Origin of the sequence: Kitasatospora sp. HPM-01-4, from assembly GCF_051374625.1 — a bacterium.
Classification (GTDB): domain Bacteria; phylum Actinomycetota; class Actinomycetes; order Streptomycetales; family Streptomycetaceae; genus Kitasatospora.
The window spans coordinates 6,175,983-6,190,186 of sequence record NZ_JBPQGP010000005.1; the positions used below are offsets into that span (position 1 = coordinate 6,175,983).

Consider the following 14,204-nt stretch of genomic DNA (forward strand, 5'->3'; position numbering starts at 1 on the left):
CCCGCAGATCGGCAGCGCCGAGCGCGGTGCGCTCAGCCGGCGGGAGCGGTGAGGTAGCCGGTCAGGGCGTCGGCGATGGCCTGGGCGGCGAGCTGGCGCCACTTGGGGTCGGTCATCCGCTGGGCGTCCCCGGCGTTGCGCATGTTGCCGCACTCGATGAACACCTTGGGCACCTTGGAGAGGTTGAGCCCGCCCAGGTCGCTGCGGGTGTCCAGACCCTGCTCGCCGATGTAGTCCGCGTACGGCTCACCGGTGGTGGCCTTGAAGGTGTCCCGCAGCGTCACGCCGAGGCGGCGCGAGGGATCGACGATCGCCGAGGTGTCCGCGATGCCCGCCGTCACCTTGGCCGGAAGGATCACGTGGAAGCCGCTGACCGAGGTCGGCGCGCCGTCGCCGTGCACCGAGACGGCGGCGTCCGCGTGCGCCGCGTTCCCGATCGCGGCGCGCTCGTCGACACACGGCCCGTAGGCGCGGTCGCCGTCCTGGGTGAGCACCACCTTCGCCCCGCGGTCCTGGAGGATCTCCCGCGCGCGGTGCACGACGTCCAGGGTGAACGCGGCCTCGCTGTACCCGTCGTTGGTCTCGGTGCCGGTGGTGTCGCACTCCTTGTGCGCGTTGCCGACGTCCACCTGGCGGTTGATCTCGGTGGGGTGGTTCACGTTCTCGGGATTGTGGCCTGGGTCGAGCACCACCGTACGGCCGCTCAACGGGCCCGCACCGCCGGAGGCCGGGGCGGACGGGCTCGCGCCGGCGCCGGCGCTCGCACCCGGGCTCGCGGTCGGCGCGGCCGAGCCGGGCGAAGCGCCCGCCGAGGGGACGGCCGACGACGGGCGGGCCGACGGCGACGCGTCGGCGGCGGCCGGGGAGTGGCCGCCGGCCAGCGCCTGCCAGCTGAGCCAGCCGGCGAAGCAGAGGGGTACGGCGGTGCAGCCGAGGACGGTCAGCCGGAAACGGGTGGAGCGACGGGGTGCGGAGCGTTCGTCCGTGGTGCCGTTCACGAGAAGGTCAGATCCTGTCCCAGGTGCGTGATGGCAGGCTGTAGCGGCCTGCCAAGGAGTTCCACTTGGTGACGAAGTCCTGCTTCGTCCTGGTGGCCTGCGGGTTGAGGTCGTTGGCGTGCTTGAGGTCGGCGGTGTCGGGTGCGGCGCCGTTGGTGCAGCCCTGGCCGGCCACGGTGCGGGCCCAGGCCGCGTACGCCCGGTCGATGTCGCCGGACTGCTGCCAGGCGCTGCGCAGGGTCTGCGCCGCGTCCGCCCCGCCCGGCAGCCCGCCGAGATCCAGCTTCGCCAGATCCGCGATCAGCTGGTCACGCTGGGCGGCCCCGGTCTCGAAGACCTGCACGGCGCTGTCGATCTCGGACTTGGACGGGCAGCTGTTCACCTTCGCCACCGCGTTGCCGATCGGCGCCTTCGCGTTCTCGCCACGGCTGAGCAGGTCGTCCAGCGACTTCGCCTGGGCGGCCGCGTCCGCTCCGGCGCTCGCCGAGGCACTCGGGGAACCGCTCGGGGACGCTCCGGGCGCGGCGGAGCCGGCACCGCCCGGAGCGGGCGACGCGGCGGCGGGGACCGGTGCCGAGGCGGCCGGATTCGGCCGCGCCTGGCTTTTCGAGCCGCTCGGGGAGTCCGACAGCAGCCACATCGCGCCGGCGCCGACCACGATCGCCAGCACCACGCCCACCCCCACGAACAGCGGCGTACGGCTGCGCGGCCGCTCCTCCTCGTACGGGGTGAGCTCCTCGTACTCGGCGGGCCGGGGGAAGCCGGGGCCGGGACTGGGGCCCGCGCCCGGCACCGGGCCGGGTGCGGAGGGGAAGGAAGGCGGTGCGGTCGGCGGGAAGCCCGGGGGCGGGAAGGCGGCCGGCGGCGGGGGAAAGCCCGGGGGTGGCGCGGCCGGGGTGTCGTGGCCCACGGCCGGGGAAGCGGCGGCCAGGTAGGGCCGGGCACCGAGCGGCGGGCCTTCGTCCCCGACGGCACCCACGGCGGGGTGGACCCCGGGCGGCGGCGCGGGCTGGGATCCGGGCTGGAACCCGGGCTGGGATCCGGGCTGGAACCCGGGCTGGGATCCGGGAAGGAACCCGGGCTGGGATCCGGGAAGGAACCCGGGCGGCGGCGCGGTGAACGGTGTGCCGGACGGCGGTCCCGGAGGAGCGGCGGACACCGTGCCGGGCGGCGTCCCCCCGGGCGCGGTGGGCGGCAGCGGAGGCACGGGTGGGAGTACGGCGGTCGGCGCGTCCTGCGGCGCGGCGAAGCCGTAAGCGGACGGCGCGCCCGACGGGGGCTGCGGCGCGCCCGTGCCGGGCTGCGCGGGGTGCGGGGGCGCTTGGCCCTGTGGGAAGGGCGCACCGGCCTGGGCGGGTACACCCGGCTGGGGGGCCGCGCCCTGCGGCGGTGGGAAGCCGTACGGGGTCTGGAAGGCGGGCGCACCGGGGACGGCCTGCGGCTGCTGTCCCGGGACACCGGGGACGGCAGCGGACGGAGCGGGAGCGCCCGGCCCGTCCTGGGCGGGTTTACGGCGCACCCAGCCGCCCGCGCCGCCGCGAGCGGTGGGATCCCAGACCGCCGGAGCAGTGTTGTCCTGATCGGTCATGCTTCGCCTCGCCCCCGCTGTCATGTCGAACTGGCCCGTCCGGTCCGGTTGTTCGCCCGACACCGTACCCGCCTCGGCTGAGGGGCGGGTACGGCGGTGCGGCGGCACCGGGAGCTCGCGGGTGGTGCGGTCATGCTGTGCGGCGCCGCGGAACCGCGGTCCGAGGGAAGACGTTAGAGCATGGGTGATCGAGCCCGCAGGAACCCGGGCTCTCCGGTGCGGTCAGCCTTTCGCGCGGTCTGTGCTCTCCGGGCTTCCCGGGCCTCCTGCGGCCCGGCCGGCGCCGCGCCGCAGCACCCGCAGCGAGCCGGTGACCGAGACCTCCTCGAAGCCGTCCGCCAGTGCCCGCAGGTAGACCCGGTAGGGAGCCTGGCCGCCGTCGGCCGGGTCGGGGAACACATCGTGGATCACCAGCAGGCCGTCCTCGGCGAGGTGGGGAACCCAGCCCTGGTAGTCGCCGCCGGCGTGCTCGTCGGTGTGCCCGCCGTCGATGAACACCAGCGCCAGCCGCCCGCCCCACACGGCCGCGATCTGCGGCGACCGCCCGACCAGGGCGATCACGTGCTCCTCCAGGCCGGCGTGGTGCAGCGTCCGGCGGAAGCGCGGCAGGGTGTCCATCCGCCCGACCTCCGGGTCGACCAGGGTCGGGTCGTGGTACTCCCAGCCCGGCTGCTGCTCCTCCGAACCCCGGTGGTGGTCCACCGTCAGCGCCACCGTGCCGGCCGCCCGTGCGGCGCCGGCCAGCAGGATCGCCGAACGCCCGCAGTACGTACCGATCTCCAGCAGCGGCAGGCCGCCGGTCAGCCGCGCCGCCTCGACCGCCGCCGCGTAGAGCGCCAGCCCCTCGTCGACCGGCATGAACCCGGTCGCCGCCTCGAACGCCGTCAGCACCTCGGGCGCCGGACGGGTGCTCTCCCGGAGATCGGTCATGCTGCTGCTCCCTGAGGTCGTGTTCCTGATCGCTGGACCCTACTCGACGGTAGTCGGCCCCGGACAGTCCGGGCGGGCCACCGTCGCGGGGGACGGTCCCGACTCGTCCGGAGGCTGCCGGCCGCCCGGTCCCGGGCGGGGCAGGTCCGGCCCCGCCCGCCGTGCTCCCGGTGCCGGACACCGGGACGGCCGGGAGGACCCGCGGGGCGGCGGGCATGGGCGGTGATCACGCCGGAACGCGCCGGCGGATCGAGCGGGTTCCGGCTGCGGCGGCCGGGAAAGCGGCGGCCGAGGAGCCCCGGGTGGGGCCCCTCGGCCGGATGGCCCGCGCGGTCGCGGGCCGAACGCTCAGCGGTGTCCGAGGCTCAGCGGCGGTGGCGGCCGTGCGGGCTGACGTCCGAGGAGTCGTCGGATGCGGTCATGCCCCGGTGGCGACCGTGCGCGGTGTCCTCGGCCGTGGCCTCGTCGGCGCCGGGCGCGGTGCTGTCGTGCTCGGTGGTGTCGGTGAGGGTTTCGGACATCAGGTTTGTCTTCTCCGTGCGAGGGTGCTGGTCTGTGGTGCCGCCTGGCACCGGTCGAATCCGGCCGGGGTGCCCACCGCCGGTGGCGCGCCGCGCCGGTACCGGTAACGCGACCCCGAGCCTGTACGGGGCCACCCTATCGGCCGGCCAGTACACCGGCGTAGCGGGAAACCCTGCGGACTCGGGGTGATCGACGCCGTACCGGATGCCTGCGGTTCCGGTGCCGGCCCGGCGGCCGTGACACCGCCGAGGGTGCCGGGTGGGGCCGTTCCCAGGCGGTGGCCGACCGCGGGGCCAAGGCCGCGGTGTCCGGGTGAAGGGCCGATTCGTCCGGGATCGCCACCGGCGCGGGGGAGGGAACGGACCGTGATGGGCGCCGCGACTCGGGGGATGCGGGCCCGCCACCGGTGCGGCGAGGGACACGTCCTTGACGGGGCGATGGCGGGGCGATGGGTTGGCGTTCGCAGGCGGAGGGTGAAGGGCTGCGGGGCGCGGACCGCGCACCACCGTCGGCCGGACAGCGGACAAGGCCCGGGAGAGCGACGGTGGCCGGTGGGTACGGAAGGGCCGCGCCACACCCCCGGGGGTGCGGCGCGGCCCGATGAGCCGGCCTAGCGGCCTGTCCGCATTAGCTGATGGTGAAGATCAGGCAGGTGAGGAGCAGGCAGGTGTACTGGCAGCCGGCGCCGTGACCGGTCAGCTCGACCGACTCGGTCTCCGGCAGCTCCTGCAGAGCGGCGAGGTCGGTCTCGAAGTTCATCACGTTCTCCATGGTTGGGTCCTCCCCTTGGTGTTCACCGGCCGCGTGGTGCGGTCGGTACTGGATGCCGGCCACGCGGGCACTGCCCGCGGGTGCGGCGACTGCGGCAGAATCGTTTCGCCGCAGGCCCCCGGGTCCGACGGTTTGGTCGGGCCGGGAAGTCTTCGTGGTGCCGCCGGTGGACGCGGGGTGTGCGTCCGGGACGGGCGGCGGTGCGGTGGAGCGCGGTGCGGGACGTACGGGCTAGGTCGGGCGCCCGGTGCGCAGGAACGAGGCCAGCAGTTCGTGCAGGACGGCCCCGCCCTCCTCGGCCAGCACCTCGTGACCGGATCCGGCCGCCTCCACGTACCGGAAGTCGGTGCCCTCCGCCCGGCCGATCCGCAGCAACTCGTGGCGCAGCGAGCGGGATTGGCTGACCGGGACCACTTCGTCCCGGTCGCCGTGCACGATCAGCAGCGGTGCGGTCAGCCGGTGGGCCAGCTGGAGTACGTCGCGCGGGCCGTGGGCGTCCGCGATCGGATCGCCCCCGCCGAGCCGGGTGGTCAGCGCCCGGACCGGTGCCGCCGCCTCGGCGAGCAGCCGGGCGCCGGACAGGAACGGTGCGACCACGGCGCAGCGGGACACCTGGCCCGGGGGTGCGTACGCGGTGGCGAGCAGGGCGAGGAAGGCGCCGTAGCTCACCCCGAACAGGGCCGGTGGCTCAAGGCCCAGTGCGGAGCGCTGACCTGACAGGCCGTCGATGAGGTGCAGGATGTCGTCGAGGTCGGGGCCGCCCCAGGCGCCGCGGATCGCCATGGCGTAGTCCACGCCGTAGCCGATGCTGCCTCGCTGGTTGGGAGCGATCACGGTCAGGCCCTCGGCGGCCATCCGCTGCAGGGCCGGGTCGAACTCCAGCCGCCAGGCGTCCGCCGGCCCGCCGTGCAGCGCCAGCACCAGCTGCGGTGAACTCAGCCAGGCGTCGCCGCCGTAGACCACGGCCTCGATCGGACCGGCCGGACCGGACATTTCCAGACTCTGCGCCGGGTGCCAGTGGCCGCCCTCGCCAGGGGTGGCGCTGGCGTCCAGCCGGAAGCCGGCCGGTGAGGTTCGCGGGACCCCGGTCGGTGCGGACCGGGGTGGCCAGGACTGCACCGCCTCCCGTGCCGTTCCCTGGACGACCGTCTCCACCGGACCGCCCGCGTCCGGGCTTTCGCCCTGGGCGCCGGTCCACCGGAAGGGGTTGAGCGGGTCCGCGGGGTTGAGCGGGGACAGCTGGAGCGGCAGCGGTACGGGGGTGAGAGCGGGTGCACCGGACGGGGTGAGGCCGAGCAGGGTGTCGACGTCGAGGGTGGCCAGCGCGGCGGGCCGGTCGGGTGCGGAGTACGGCATCCGCAGCCCGGCGGCGGACCAGTGGCCGACCGCGCCCAGCCGTCCGGGCGGGATGGGCAGCGGGTCGAGCCGGCCGCCGGTCGGCTGCCACAGGGCGAGCGCGGAGGCCGTGCCGTGGTCGATCTGCACGGCGACCCGCAGCCCGTCGGGCACGGCCGGGGCGCCGGGTGCCGACGGGGCGAGGGCGACCGGACGCAGGAACAGCCCGGGGACGTGCAGGCAGTCGGGGAAGCGCGGCGGTTCGCTGCCGCCGAGCACTCCCCAGCCGAGCCGGTCGGCGCCGGGCGCGTCACTGCGGACCATGGCGAAACCGGTGTCCGGGTCGAACAGCACCAGTCGGTCGTTGCTCTCCGCGGCGATCTCCAGCAGCGGGGTGACCTGGCCGGAAGTCAGGTCCAGCACAACGGACTTGACCACTCCTGAGCTGACCCGGTCCAGGGCGAGCAGCCTTCCGGTCCGGTCGAGCCAGACCCCGCCGCCGTGCAGCCCCGGGAGCTCGGCCACCTGGCGGGGCCGGGATCCGTCGAGGGCCACCAGCCAGACGGTGGTGACCGGCCGGGTGTCGGTGCCGAGGGCCACCGCGACCGGAACCTGGGCCGGCCTGGCTCCGCCGGGCAGCGGCAGCAGGCGCAGACCCGGCATCCGCAGGGTGGTCAACAGGCTTTCGGTGGTGTGGAGGTCGCCGCCCGAAGGGGCGGAGAGGGCGACCAGGTCGTGCCGGTCGCCGTCGTGGCGGCAGAGCAGCACCCGGCCGTCGGGCAGGGAGACCAGCTGTGAGCGCAGGCTCTCCGAGCGGTTGCCCGGCAGTGCCAGGGCGGTCGGTTCGGCCGGGCCGTCCGCCGGGAGGCGCCAGCTCTCCACGTACCAGCCGCCGTCGGCGGCGGCCGCCAGGCAGGCCGCGTGCGAGCCGTTCGCGGCGAAGGTGAAGCTCAGCCGGCGCAGGGCCTGGGCGGTGGTGCGGGTGGCGATGCTCATCGTGGGCTCACCTCCTGGGAGTTGTGGTCGAGTGGGGCGGGTGGACGGTGGGGGCTCATCCTCGGCTCGCCAGCGGATCGGCGTCTGCGCTGCCGGCCCGGCCAGTGAGCGGCTGTGGGTCGAGCCAGATCCGTGGACCGCCGTGGCGCAGCCGCAGCAGGAAGGCGAGTGCCCCCGAACCGCCCGTCCCGTAGGCGGGGCTGAAGCCGGTGCCGGTCTCGTCCGGGAGGACCGTCAGCCCGTCCCTGAGGGCGCTGCGGGAGGCGATCAGATCGGCCAGCTCCCAGGCGCCGGTGCGGAACCGGCCCTCTCCGGTCGCCTCGGCGAGGTCCAGCAGGTACTCGCCGTTGCCGGCCAGGCCGTGGCAGGCGGACGTCCCGCTGTGCCACCGCCCGTCGAGCACCGCCTGCCCGGCGGCCACGGCCAGCTCGTACGCGGTGTGGTCGGCCGTGGCCTGCCAGAAGCGGATCAGGAAGCTGCCCACCCCGGACGAACCGTTGCACCAGTGCGCCAGCCTGATGTTCGCCGGATCGCCCGCGCTCTGCGGCCACCAGCCGGCGCGCCCGTCGGGACCGTCGCGCCGCACGGTCGCGGCCAGTGTCCCGACCGCCTCGCGGGCCCCGGCGAGCAGCCGCTCGTCCCCGGTGGCCTCGGCGGCGGCGAGCAGGAACGCGCCCACCCCGGCCACCCCGTGGCCGTACCCGAGGTGCGTGATCCCGGCGAGGCTGGAGTCGAAGTCCTTCGGCACCGGCCAGACCGTGCCGTACGGTTCGCGCCGTGCGGCGGCCAGCAGGCCGCGGGCGCACTCCGCGGCCCGGTCCAGGTACTCGGCGGAACCGGTCGAGCGGTACAGCCTGAGCTGCAGCAACCCGGCCCCGGCGGCGCCGTGGCAGACGTCCGGGTTGGGCCAGACCCGCGGGACCCGGCGGGCCATCGCGTCGGCCCGGTCGGCGAGTCCGCGGTCCGCCAGCGCCTCGGCGGCGTCCAACAGCGCCCACGCCGTGCCGGAGCGGCCGAAGTACAGGCCGGGCAGGACGACCGGCTCGGCGGCACACCGCCGTTCGATCCAGTCGGCGGCCGACTCCGCCGTGCGTAACGCCTGTTCGCGGACGGCGGCGGTCAGTGGCGCGACGGCGGCCCGGGCCAGCACCGCGAGCACCCCGGCGGCGCCGTGCTGGACGTTGCACGGGTCGGTGAGCAGGCCGAACGGGACGGCCGGCCAGAGGCGGTCGCTCCGCTCGGGTGTCGCGGTCTCGGTGAGCTGCCGCAGTCCGTCGGCGAGCAGGCGGTCCACCAGGGCGGGCGACAGGGCCCCGCCGGGTGCCCGCGGTGTGGTGCTCGCGACCTGCTCGGCGGCCGGGGGCCGCGCCGCGCCCGTCCGGACCGCGTCCGACGGCCCGCCGGGCTCCGGTGCGGAGCCGTGGGTGGTCACCGAGGCCCGGCCGACCGGTGCCTGCGGCACCGTGTCCGCCTCGGCCGCGGCCGTGAGCGCCTCCCGTACCCGGGCCGGCTCCCACCGCCCGCCGGGCTGCTCGGCGCGCAGGGCGAGCACCAGCGGAGCCAGGTGCCGGGCGGTGTCGCCGCCGCGCGCGGCGGCGGCCAGCCAGCGGCCCAGCCGTTCGGCGGCCGGCCGCGGCGCGGGGGAGTCCTCGGGCAGCAGCGGGTCGTGGCCGGTCGCGAGCAGGAAGAACAGACCGCCCAGGGCGTAGAGGTCGGTGGCGTACTCGGCGGGTGCACTGGTCAGGCCGGGGCCCTGCTCGGGCGCGCGGTACCCGGGCGTGCCGGCCGACCCCGCCATGCTGCCGGCCTCCGCCGCGAGTTCGAGGTCGACCAGCCGCAGCGAACCGTCCGGCCGCACCATCACGTTGCCGGGTGCCAAGTCCCGCACCACCAGTCCTTCGGCGTGCACCCGCTCGACCAGACCGGTCAGCGCGAGCGCCAGCGGGCCGGCCTCGGCCCAGGCGACGTCCGGTGTGCCGTCGCGGCGCAGCCGCTCGGCGACCCAGCTGCCCAGGGTCTTGCCGGTGATCCGCTCCTGGACCAGGAAGAGGGAGTCACCCTGCTCGAGCAGCTCCACGGGGTGCGGGGTCAGCGCGAGTCCGTCGAGGCGCTCCAGCAGCCGCGCCTCGTGGCGCAGCGCCGTCCTGGCCTCGCGGCCGGAGCGGTCCACCTCGATGTGCGCACGGGCCTGCTTGACCACCACCTCGGTGCCGTCGGTGGTGTCCCGGCCGAGGAAGACCCCGCCCTTCGTGCCGTGCCGGACGGCCGCCGTCAGCGCGTACCGGCCGCCCAGCAGCACCCCACCGCCGGGCGATCCGCTGCCGCGCGACCCGCCAGCCTGGGCCGGTGCGGCACCGCGAGCGACGGTGGCGCCCTGCTCCTTCCACTCGACGGGGTCGGCCGCCCAGGGCGGACATCGGTAGCTCGCGGCCCGTACGTCCTCCACCCGGCTTCCGTCCGGGCCGGTCAGCATGGAGCGGTACGCCCCGTCGTTGCCGAGCTCGGCGCGGGCGGCGAAGGCTCCGTACCGGTAGTGCACCCGGCTGCCGGGCGCGTACGGCCGGTCGGAGAGGATCACGGGCCCGGGCCGGCCCTCGGTCGCACGGTGCAGTTCCTCGGCGATCCGCCGGAACTGCCGCTCGTCGGCCGGGTAGACGGTGATGAACTTCCCGGCGGAACCGCGCTCGCTGTTCCGGGAATTGATCTCGTGGAGTTTCTCCCGGTCGGCGGCGAATTTGAATACGCAGGGGTCCTGGGCGATGACCGATGCCACGGCGGAGAGGACTCCGGTCGCCGCCTCGGAGGCGGCGCTGACGTGGATCTTCCAGCCCTGCGCCGGTACGGCGGCGCCGGATTCGGCCGGCCGGGCCGTGCACCAGAAGCCCTCGACGGTGAAGCCCCAGCCACCCTCGTCTCCCGGACTCGCGGTACCGGCCACGGCCGACCGCGCGACCTCCGGCAACGTGCCGGCCGCACCCGGCGCGTCGTCGACCGACCCCGGCCCCCCGGCCGTGCACAGCGGTGTGCCCGCCCCCATCTGCTCCACACCCCTTCGGTGCGCCGCCGACGGTGGCCGCAACGCGGACCGTCGGTCTGATCGGTTTCTCGGAAGTACGGGACCGGTGCCCCGGCCGCGTCCGCCGCTGTCGCGTCGCCCGACGGCCCGCCCGCCGACGGCGCCGATCGTCCGATCGGCGGAGCTGGCGGGCGGAACGCGATGGGCCCGGAATCTCGGCGGAGCGCCCTTTTCGACCCCCCAGGTCGAGGCAACTCCCGTTCGCATCACTGAAGTTACTTTCGGGAGGGGTGTGCCTCAACGCCAGAGAGGTCACTTCACCCTTAAGGGTGATTCAGGCTCGTTTTCGAATGCGAGCTGCCCGCCGGGTGTGACCAGTGCGGACGTGGGAGTCCTGCCACCGGGTGCCGCCGCGGCCCTGGCCGTGCGCTCCTGTGCGCTGTTTGACGGGCAGCTGTGCGGCCGGTCGCCGGACTGTTGACGGACGTGGTGCGGGAGGTTGACCAGCGTGGTGCGGGAGGTTGACGGCTGCGGCGCGGCCGGCGGGGTGCGGCGGGGGAGGCCGACGGGCGGGGTGCGGGGGACGGTGGCCGTCCGCGTGGGGTGGCAGGCGTGACGCCGGGGCCGACGGCTGTGGGCGGTGCGGTCGGCGGGTGCGGGCGGGGGAGGCCGGCGGGTGCGGGCGGGGGAGGCCGGCGGGTGCGGGCGGTGCGGTCGACGGATGCGGCGCGGGGGACTGATGGTCTCGGCGCGGGAGGCTCGCGTACCTGTTCCGGTCGTGTCGCAGGCCGCTCCCGCCCCCCGGCGGGGCTCGGGGGCTCTCCGCGCGCGGTAGTCTCGACAGGTGCCGAAACTGTCCGACGTCATCAGTGCCCTCGAAGAGCTGTACCCGCCGCAGTGGGCGGAATCCTGGGATGCGGTCGGGCTGGTCTGCGGTGACCCCGAGGCCGAGGTCAACCGTGTCCTGTTCGCCGTGGACCCGGTCCAGGCGGTGGTCGACGAGGCCGTCGAGTGGGGCGCCGACCTGGTGGTCACGCACCATCCCCTTTATCTGCGCGGCACCACCAGCGTCGCCGCGACCGGTTTCAAGGGCCGGGTGGTGCACACCCTGATCCGCTCCGGGATCGCCCTGCACGTCGCGCACACCAACGCCGACCACGCCGACCCGGGTGTCTCCGACGCCCTCGCGGAGGCCGTGGGCCTGCGGGTGCTCGGTCCGCTGATCCCGGACCCGACCGACCCGGCGGGCCGCCGGGGTACCGGCCGGATCGGTGTGCTGGAGCCGCCGCTGAGCCTCTCCGCCTTCGCCGCCCAGGCCGCGGCCGGGCTGCCGGCCACGGCCGCCGGTGTCCGGGTGGCCGGGGACCTCGACCGGACGATCACCAGGGTCGCGGTCTGCGGCGGCTCCGGCGACAGCTTCTTCGCCGAGGTCCGGGCCGCCGGGGTCGACGCCTACGTCACCGCCGACCTGCGCCACCACCCGGCCTCGGAGGCCACCGAGGCGGCCCCCGTCGCGCTGGTGGACGCCGCGCACTGGGCCACCGAGTGGCCCTGGCTGAAGCTCGCCGAACGCGGACTGTCCACGGCCGCCGAGCAGCAGGGCTGGTCGCTGGAGACCAGGGTCTCCCAGGTGGTCACCGACCCGTGGACCGCCCACGCCCCGATGACCTTCTTCGCCTCCAGCACCTCCGTCACCTCGGTGGCGCCCGCCGCCCACCCGACCGGGCGGGCCTGACATCCGCGCGCCACGGCCGACCCCGCACGGCACCCCCGCGCAGTAGACCCGCGCACCTCGAACCCGACCTGCAACCTGACCGATTCACAGGAGCTCTCCGCTTGAACGCCGCGCCCGCCGACCAGATCCGCCTGCTCGACCTGCAGGCCATCGACTCCCGCCTCGACCAGCTGGCCCACCGGCGCCGCGGCCTGCCCGAGCACGTCGAGATCGAGAAGGCCACCGCCGACCACACCGCGCTCAAGGACCTGGTCGTCGCCGCCCAGGCCCAGCTCGGGGACACCACCCGCGAGCAGACCAAGGCCGAGCAGGACGTCGACCAGGTCCGGACCCGCGCCGCCCGCAACCAGCAGCGGCTCGACTCCGGCGCCATCACCTCGCCGAAGGACCTGGAGAACCTCCAGCACGAGATCGGCTCGCTGGCCAAGCGCCAGGCCGACCTGGAGGACGTCGTCCTGGAGGTCATGGAGCGCCTGGAGACCGCGCAGAACCGGGTCACCGAGCTGACCGCCCGCCTGGACCACTCCACCGTCGTCCTCAAGGAGGCCGAGCAGCGCCGGGACGCGGCCTTCGCCGAGATCGACGCTGAGGCCGAGAAGGTCAGGCGCGACCGTGAGACCGTCGCCGCCGTCATCCCGGCCGACCTGCTGAAGCTCTACACCCGCCTGCGCGAGCAGCAGGGCGGCATCGGCGCGGCCCGGCTGTACCAGCGCCGCTGCGAGGGCTGCCGGGTGGAGTTCTCCATCACCGACCTGAACGCGATCAAGGCCGAGCCGAAGGACGCGGTCGTCCGCTGCGAGAACTGCGGGCGCATCCTGGTCCGTACGGCCGACTCGGGCGCCTGAGCCGACAGGGGCACGCGGGCACGTACTCGGGGCTCCGGGTGCGTGCGCGCGTGCGGCCGAGCTGACGTGCACCGGTGCGTACGGGCGCGGCCGCGTGCGTGATCACGGTGGCGTGCGCGACTCACGGCGCGGGTGGCCCGGTCGGCGCGCGGCATCCGGTGCCGGGCCGGGCGTCCGGTGCCGAGCAGTCGGTCCGAGCGGACGAGCAGTCGGTCCGAGCGGACGAGCAGTCGGTCCGAGCGGACGAGCAGACGACGGGTCCGGCCGGTGAACGGCGGCCGGGCGATGGAGGGTGAGCGGTCGATGGCAGGGCGAAGGTTCATCGTCGAGGCGGACGGCGGCTCCCGGGGCAATCCGGGGCCGGCCGGCTACGGCGCGGTGGTGCGCGACGGCGACACCGGCCAGATCGTCGTCGAGACCGCCGAGTTCATCGGACACGCCACCAACAACGTGGCGGAGTACAAGGGCCTGATCGCCGGACTGCGCGCGGCGTACGAGCTGGACCCGGAAGCCGCCGTCGACGTGCGGATGGACTCCAAACTGGTCGTCGAGCAGATGTCGGGGCGCTGGAAGGTCAAGCACCCCGACATGCAGCCGCTCGCCGCCGAGGCGCGTACCGTCTACCCGCGCTCCCAGGTCAGTTACGCCTGGATCCCGCGTGAGAAGAACAAGGACGCGGACCGGCTGGCGAACGAGGCGATGGACGCGGGCAAGGCCGGGCGCCAGTGGGAGCCCAAGGCCAAGGCGCGCCCGGCGGCCTCGGCCCTCGCGGCCGCTCCGGCGGAGGAGGAACTGCCGGCGCCGACCGCGCCCAAGGCGGGCTGGGCGCTCCCGGCCGACCTCGGCACGCCCACCACCTTCGTACTGCTCCGGCACGGGGAGACCGCACTGACCCCGGAGAAGCGGTTCTCCGGGAGCGGGGGCGACGACCCGGAACTCTCCGACCGGGGGCGGTGGCAGGCGGCGCGGGTCGCGGAGGGGCTCGCCGCGCGCGGCACCATCCAGGCCGTGGTCAGCTCGCCGATGCGGCGCGCCCGGCAGACCGCCGAGGCGGTGGCCGCCCGTCTGGGCCTGGAGGTCCGGATCGACGAGGGACTGCGGGAGCTGGACTTCGGTGACTGGGAGGGCCTGACCTTCGCCGAGGTACAGGAGCGCCACCCGGACGACCTCGCCGCCTGGCTCGGTTCGGCCAAGGCGAAGCCGACCGGCAGCGACGAGAGCTTCGCCACCCTTACCCACCGGATCGGCGTCACCCGCGACAAGATCCTCGCCCGCTATCCGGGCAAGACGGTCCTGATCGTCTCGCACGTCAGCCCGATCAAGACCCTGGTGCGGCTGGCGCTCGGCGCGCCGCCGGACTCGATGTACCGGATGGAGCTGTCGGCCGCCTCGCTCTGCGCGGTGCAGTACTACTCCGACGGGAACGCCTCGCTGCGCCTCCTCAACGACACGAGCCACCTGCGCTGAC

General features: G+C 75.2%; 10 protein-coding genes. 3 read left to right on the plus strand and 7 right to left on the minus strand.

Annotated features, from left to right (window positions below; translation table 11 throughout):
- Positions 1-32: 32 nt before the first annotated feature.
- The 7 genes from ACSMTC_RS26950 to lanL all read right to left on the minus strand — a co-directional run bounded on the left by ACSMTC_RS26950 (position 33) and on the right by lanL (position 10,177).
- The gene (locus tag ACSMTC_RS26950; RefSeq protein ID WP_436562292.1) at positions 33-998 is read right to left on the minus strand and encodes an N-acetylmuramoyl-L-alanine amidase; all 966 of its coding nucleotides are present in this window, start codon (positions 996-998) and stop codon (positions 33-35) included.
- 7 nt (positions 999-1,005) lie between these two features.
- Positions 1,006-2,586 (minus strand): hypothetical protein, encoded by a 1,581-nt coding sequence (locus ACSMTC_RS26955; protein ID WP_436562293.1) that lies wholly within the window; start codon positions 2,584-2,586, stop codon positions 1,006-1,008.
- 222 nt (positions 2,587-2,808) lie between these two features.
- Positions 2,809-3,516 carry a class I SAM-dependent methyltransferase gene (locus ACSMTC_RS26960; RefSeq protein WP_436562294.1) on the minus strand — a complete coding sequence of 236 codons (708 nt, stop codon included), beginning with the start codon at positions 3,514-3,516 and terminating at the stop codon, positions 2,809-2,811.
- A gap of 365 nt (positions 3,517-3,881) precedes the next feature.
- On the minus strand, positions 3,882-4,037 hold the full coding sequence (locus ACSMTC_RS26965) for a hypothetical protein (RefSeq protein WP_436562295.1): 156 nt from the start codon (positions 4,035-4,037) through the stop codon (positions 3,882-3,884).
- Positions 4,038-4,665: 628 nt separating this feature from the next.
- On the minus strand, positions 4,666-4,809 hold the full coding sequence (locus ACSMTC_RS26970) for a VenA family class IV lanthipeptide (RefSeq protein ID WP_436562296.1): 144 nt from the start codon (positions 4,807-4,809) through the stop codon (positions 4,666-4,668).
- A gap of 231 nt (positions 4,810-5,040) precedes the next feature.
- On the minus strand, positions 5,041-7,140 hold the full coding sequence (locus tag ACSMTC_RS26975) for an alpha/beta hydrolase family protein (protein ID WP_436562297.1): 2,100 nt from the start codon (positions 7,138-7,140) through the stop codon (positions 5,041-5,043).
- 55 nt (positions 7,141-7,195) lie between these two features.
- On the minus strand, positions 7,196-10,177 hold the full coding sequence (gene lanL / locus ACSMTC_RS26980) for a class IV lanthionine synthetase LanL (RefSeq protein ID WP_436564818.1): 2,982 nt from the start codon (positions 10,175-10,177) through the stop codon (positions 7,196-7,198).
- Between the two features lie 823 nt (positions 10,178-11,000).
- On the opposite strand from lanL, the gene ACSMTC_RS26985 reads away from it, so the two are divergent.
- The 3 genes from ACSMTC_RS26985 to ACSMTC_RS26995 all read left to right on the plus strand — a co-directional run bounded on the left by ACSMTC_RS26985 (position 11,001) and on the right by ACSMTC_RS26995 (position 14,203).
- Positions 11,001-11,891 carry a Nif3-like dinuclear metal center hexameric protein gene (locus ACSMTC_RS26985; protein ID WP_436562298.1) on the plus strand — a complete coding sequence of 297 codons (891 nt, stop codon included), beginning with the start codon at positions 11,001-11,003 and terminating at the stop codon, positions 11,889-11,891.
- 101 nt (positions 11,892-11,992) lie between these two features.
- A complete protein-coding gene (locus ACSMTC_RS26990; RefSeq protein ID WP_436562299.1) occupies positions 11,993-12,736 on the plus strand; it encodes a zinc ribbon domain-containing protein in 744 nt (247 codons plus the stop codon).
- A gap of 303 nt (positions 12,737-13,039) precedes the next feature.
- Positions 13,040-14,203 (plus strand): bifunctional RNase H/acid phosphatase, encoded by a 1,164-nt coding sequence (locus ACSMTC_RS26995; RefSeq protein WP_436562300.1) that lies wholly within the window; start codon positions 13,040-13,042, stop codon positions 14,201-14,203.
- Position 14,204 lies beyond the last annotated feature (1 nt).

Excerpts from the sequence above, each read along its gene's own strand:
- ACSMTC_RS26955 (WP_436562293.1), bottom strand. The coding sequence starts at position 2,586 with ATGACCGATCAGGACAACACTGCTCCGGCGGTCTGGGATCCCACCGCT.
- ACSMTC_RS26960 (WP_436562294.1), bottom strand. The coding sequence starts at position 3,516 with ATGACCGATCTCCGGGAGAGCACCCGTCCGGCGCCCGAGGTGCTGACG.
- ACSMTC_RS26965 (WP_436562295.1), bottom strand. The coding sequence starts at position 4,037 with ATGTCCGAAACCCTCACCGACACCACCGAGCACGACAGCACCGCGCCC.
- ACSMTC_RS26970 (WP_436562296.1), bottom strand. The coding sequence starts at position 4,809 with ATGGAGAACGTGATGAACTTCGAGACCGACCTCGCCGCTCTGCAGGAG.
- ACSMTC_RS26975 (WP_436562297.1), bottom strand. The coding sequence starts at position 7,140 with ATGAGCATCGCCACCCGCACCACCGCCCAGGCCCTGCGCCGGCTGAGC.
- lanL (WP_436564818.1), bottom strand. The coding sequence starts at position 10,177 with ATGGGGGCGGGCACACCGCTGTGCACGGCCGGGGGGCCGGGGTCGGTC.
- ACSMTC_RS26995 (WP_436562300.1), top strand. The coding sequence starts at position 13,040 with ATGGCAGGGCGAAGGTTCATCGTCGAGGCGGACGGCGGCTCCCGGGGC.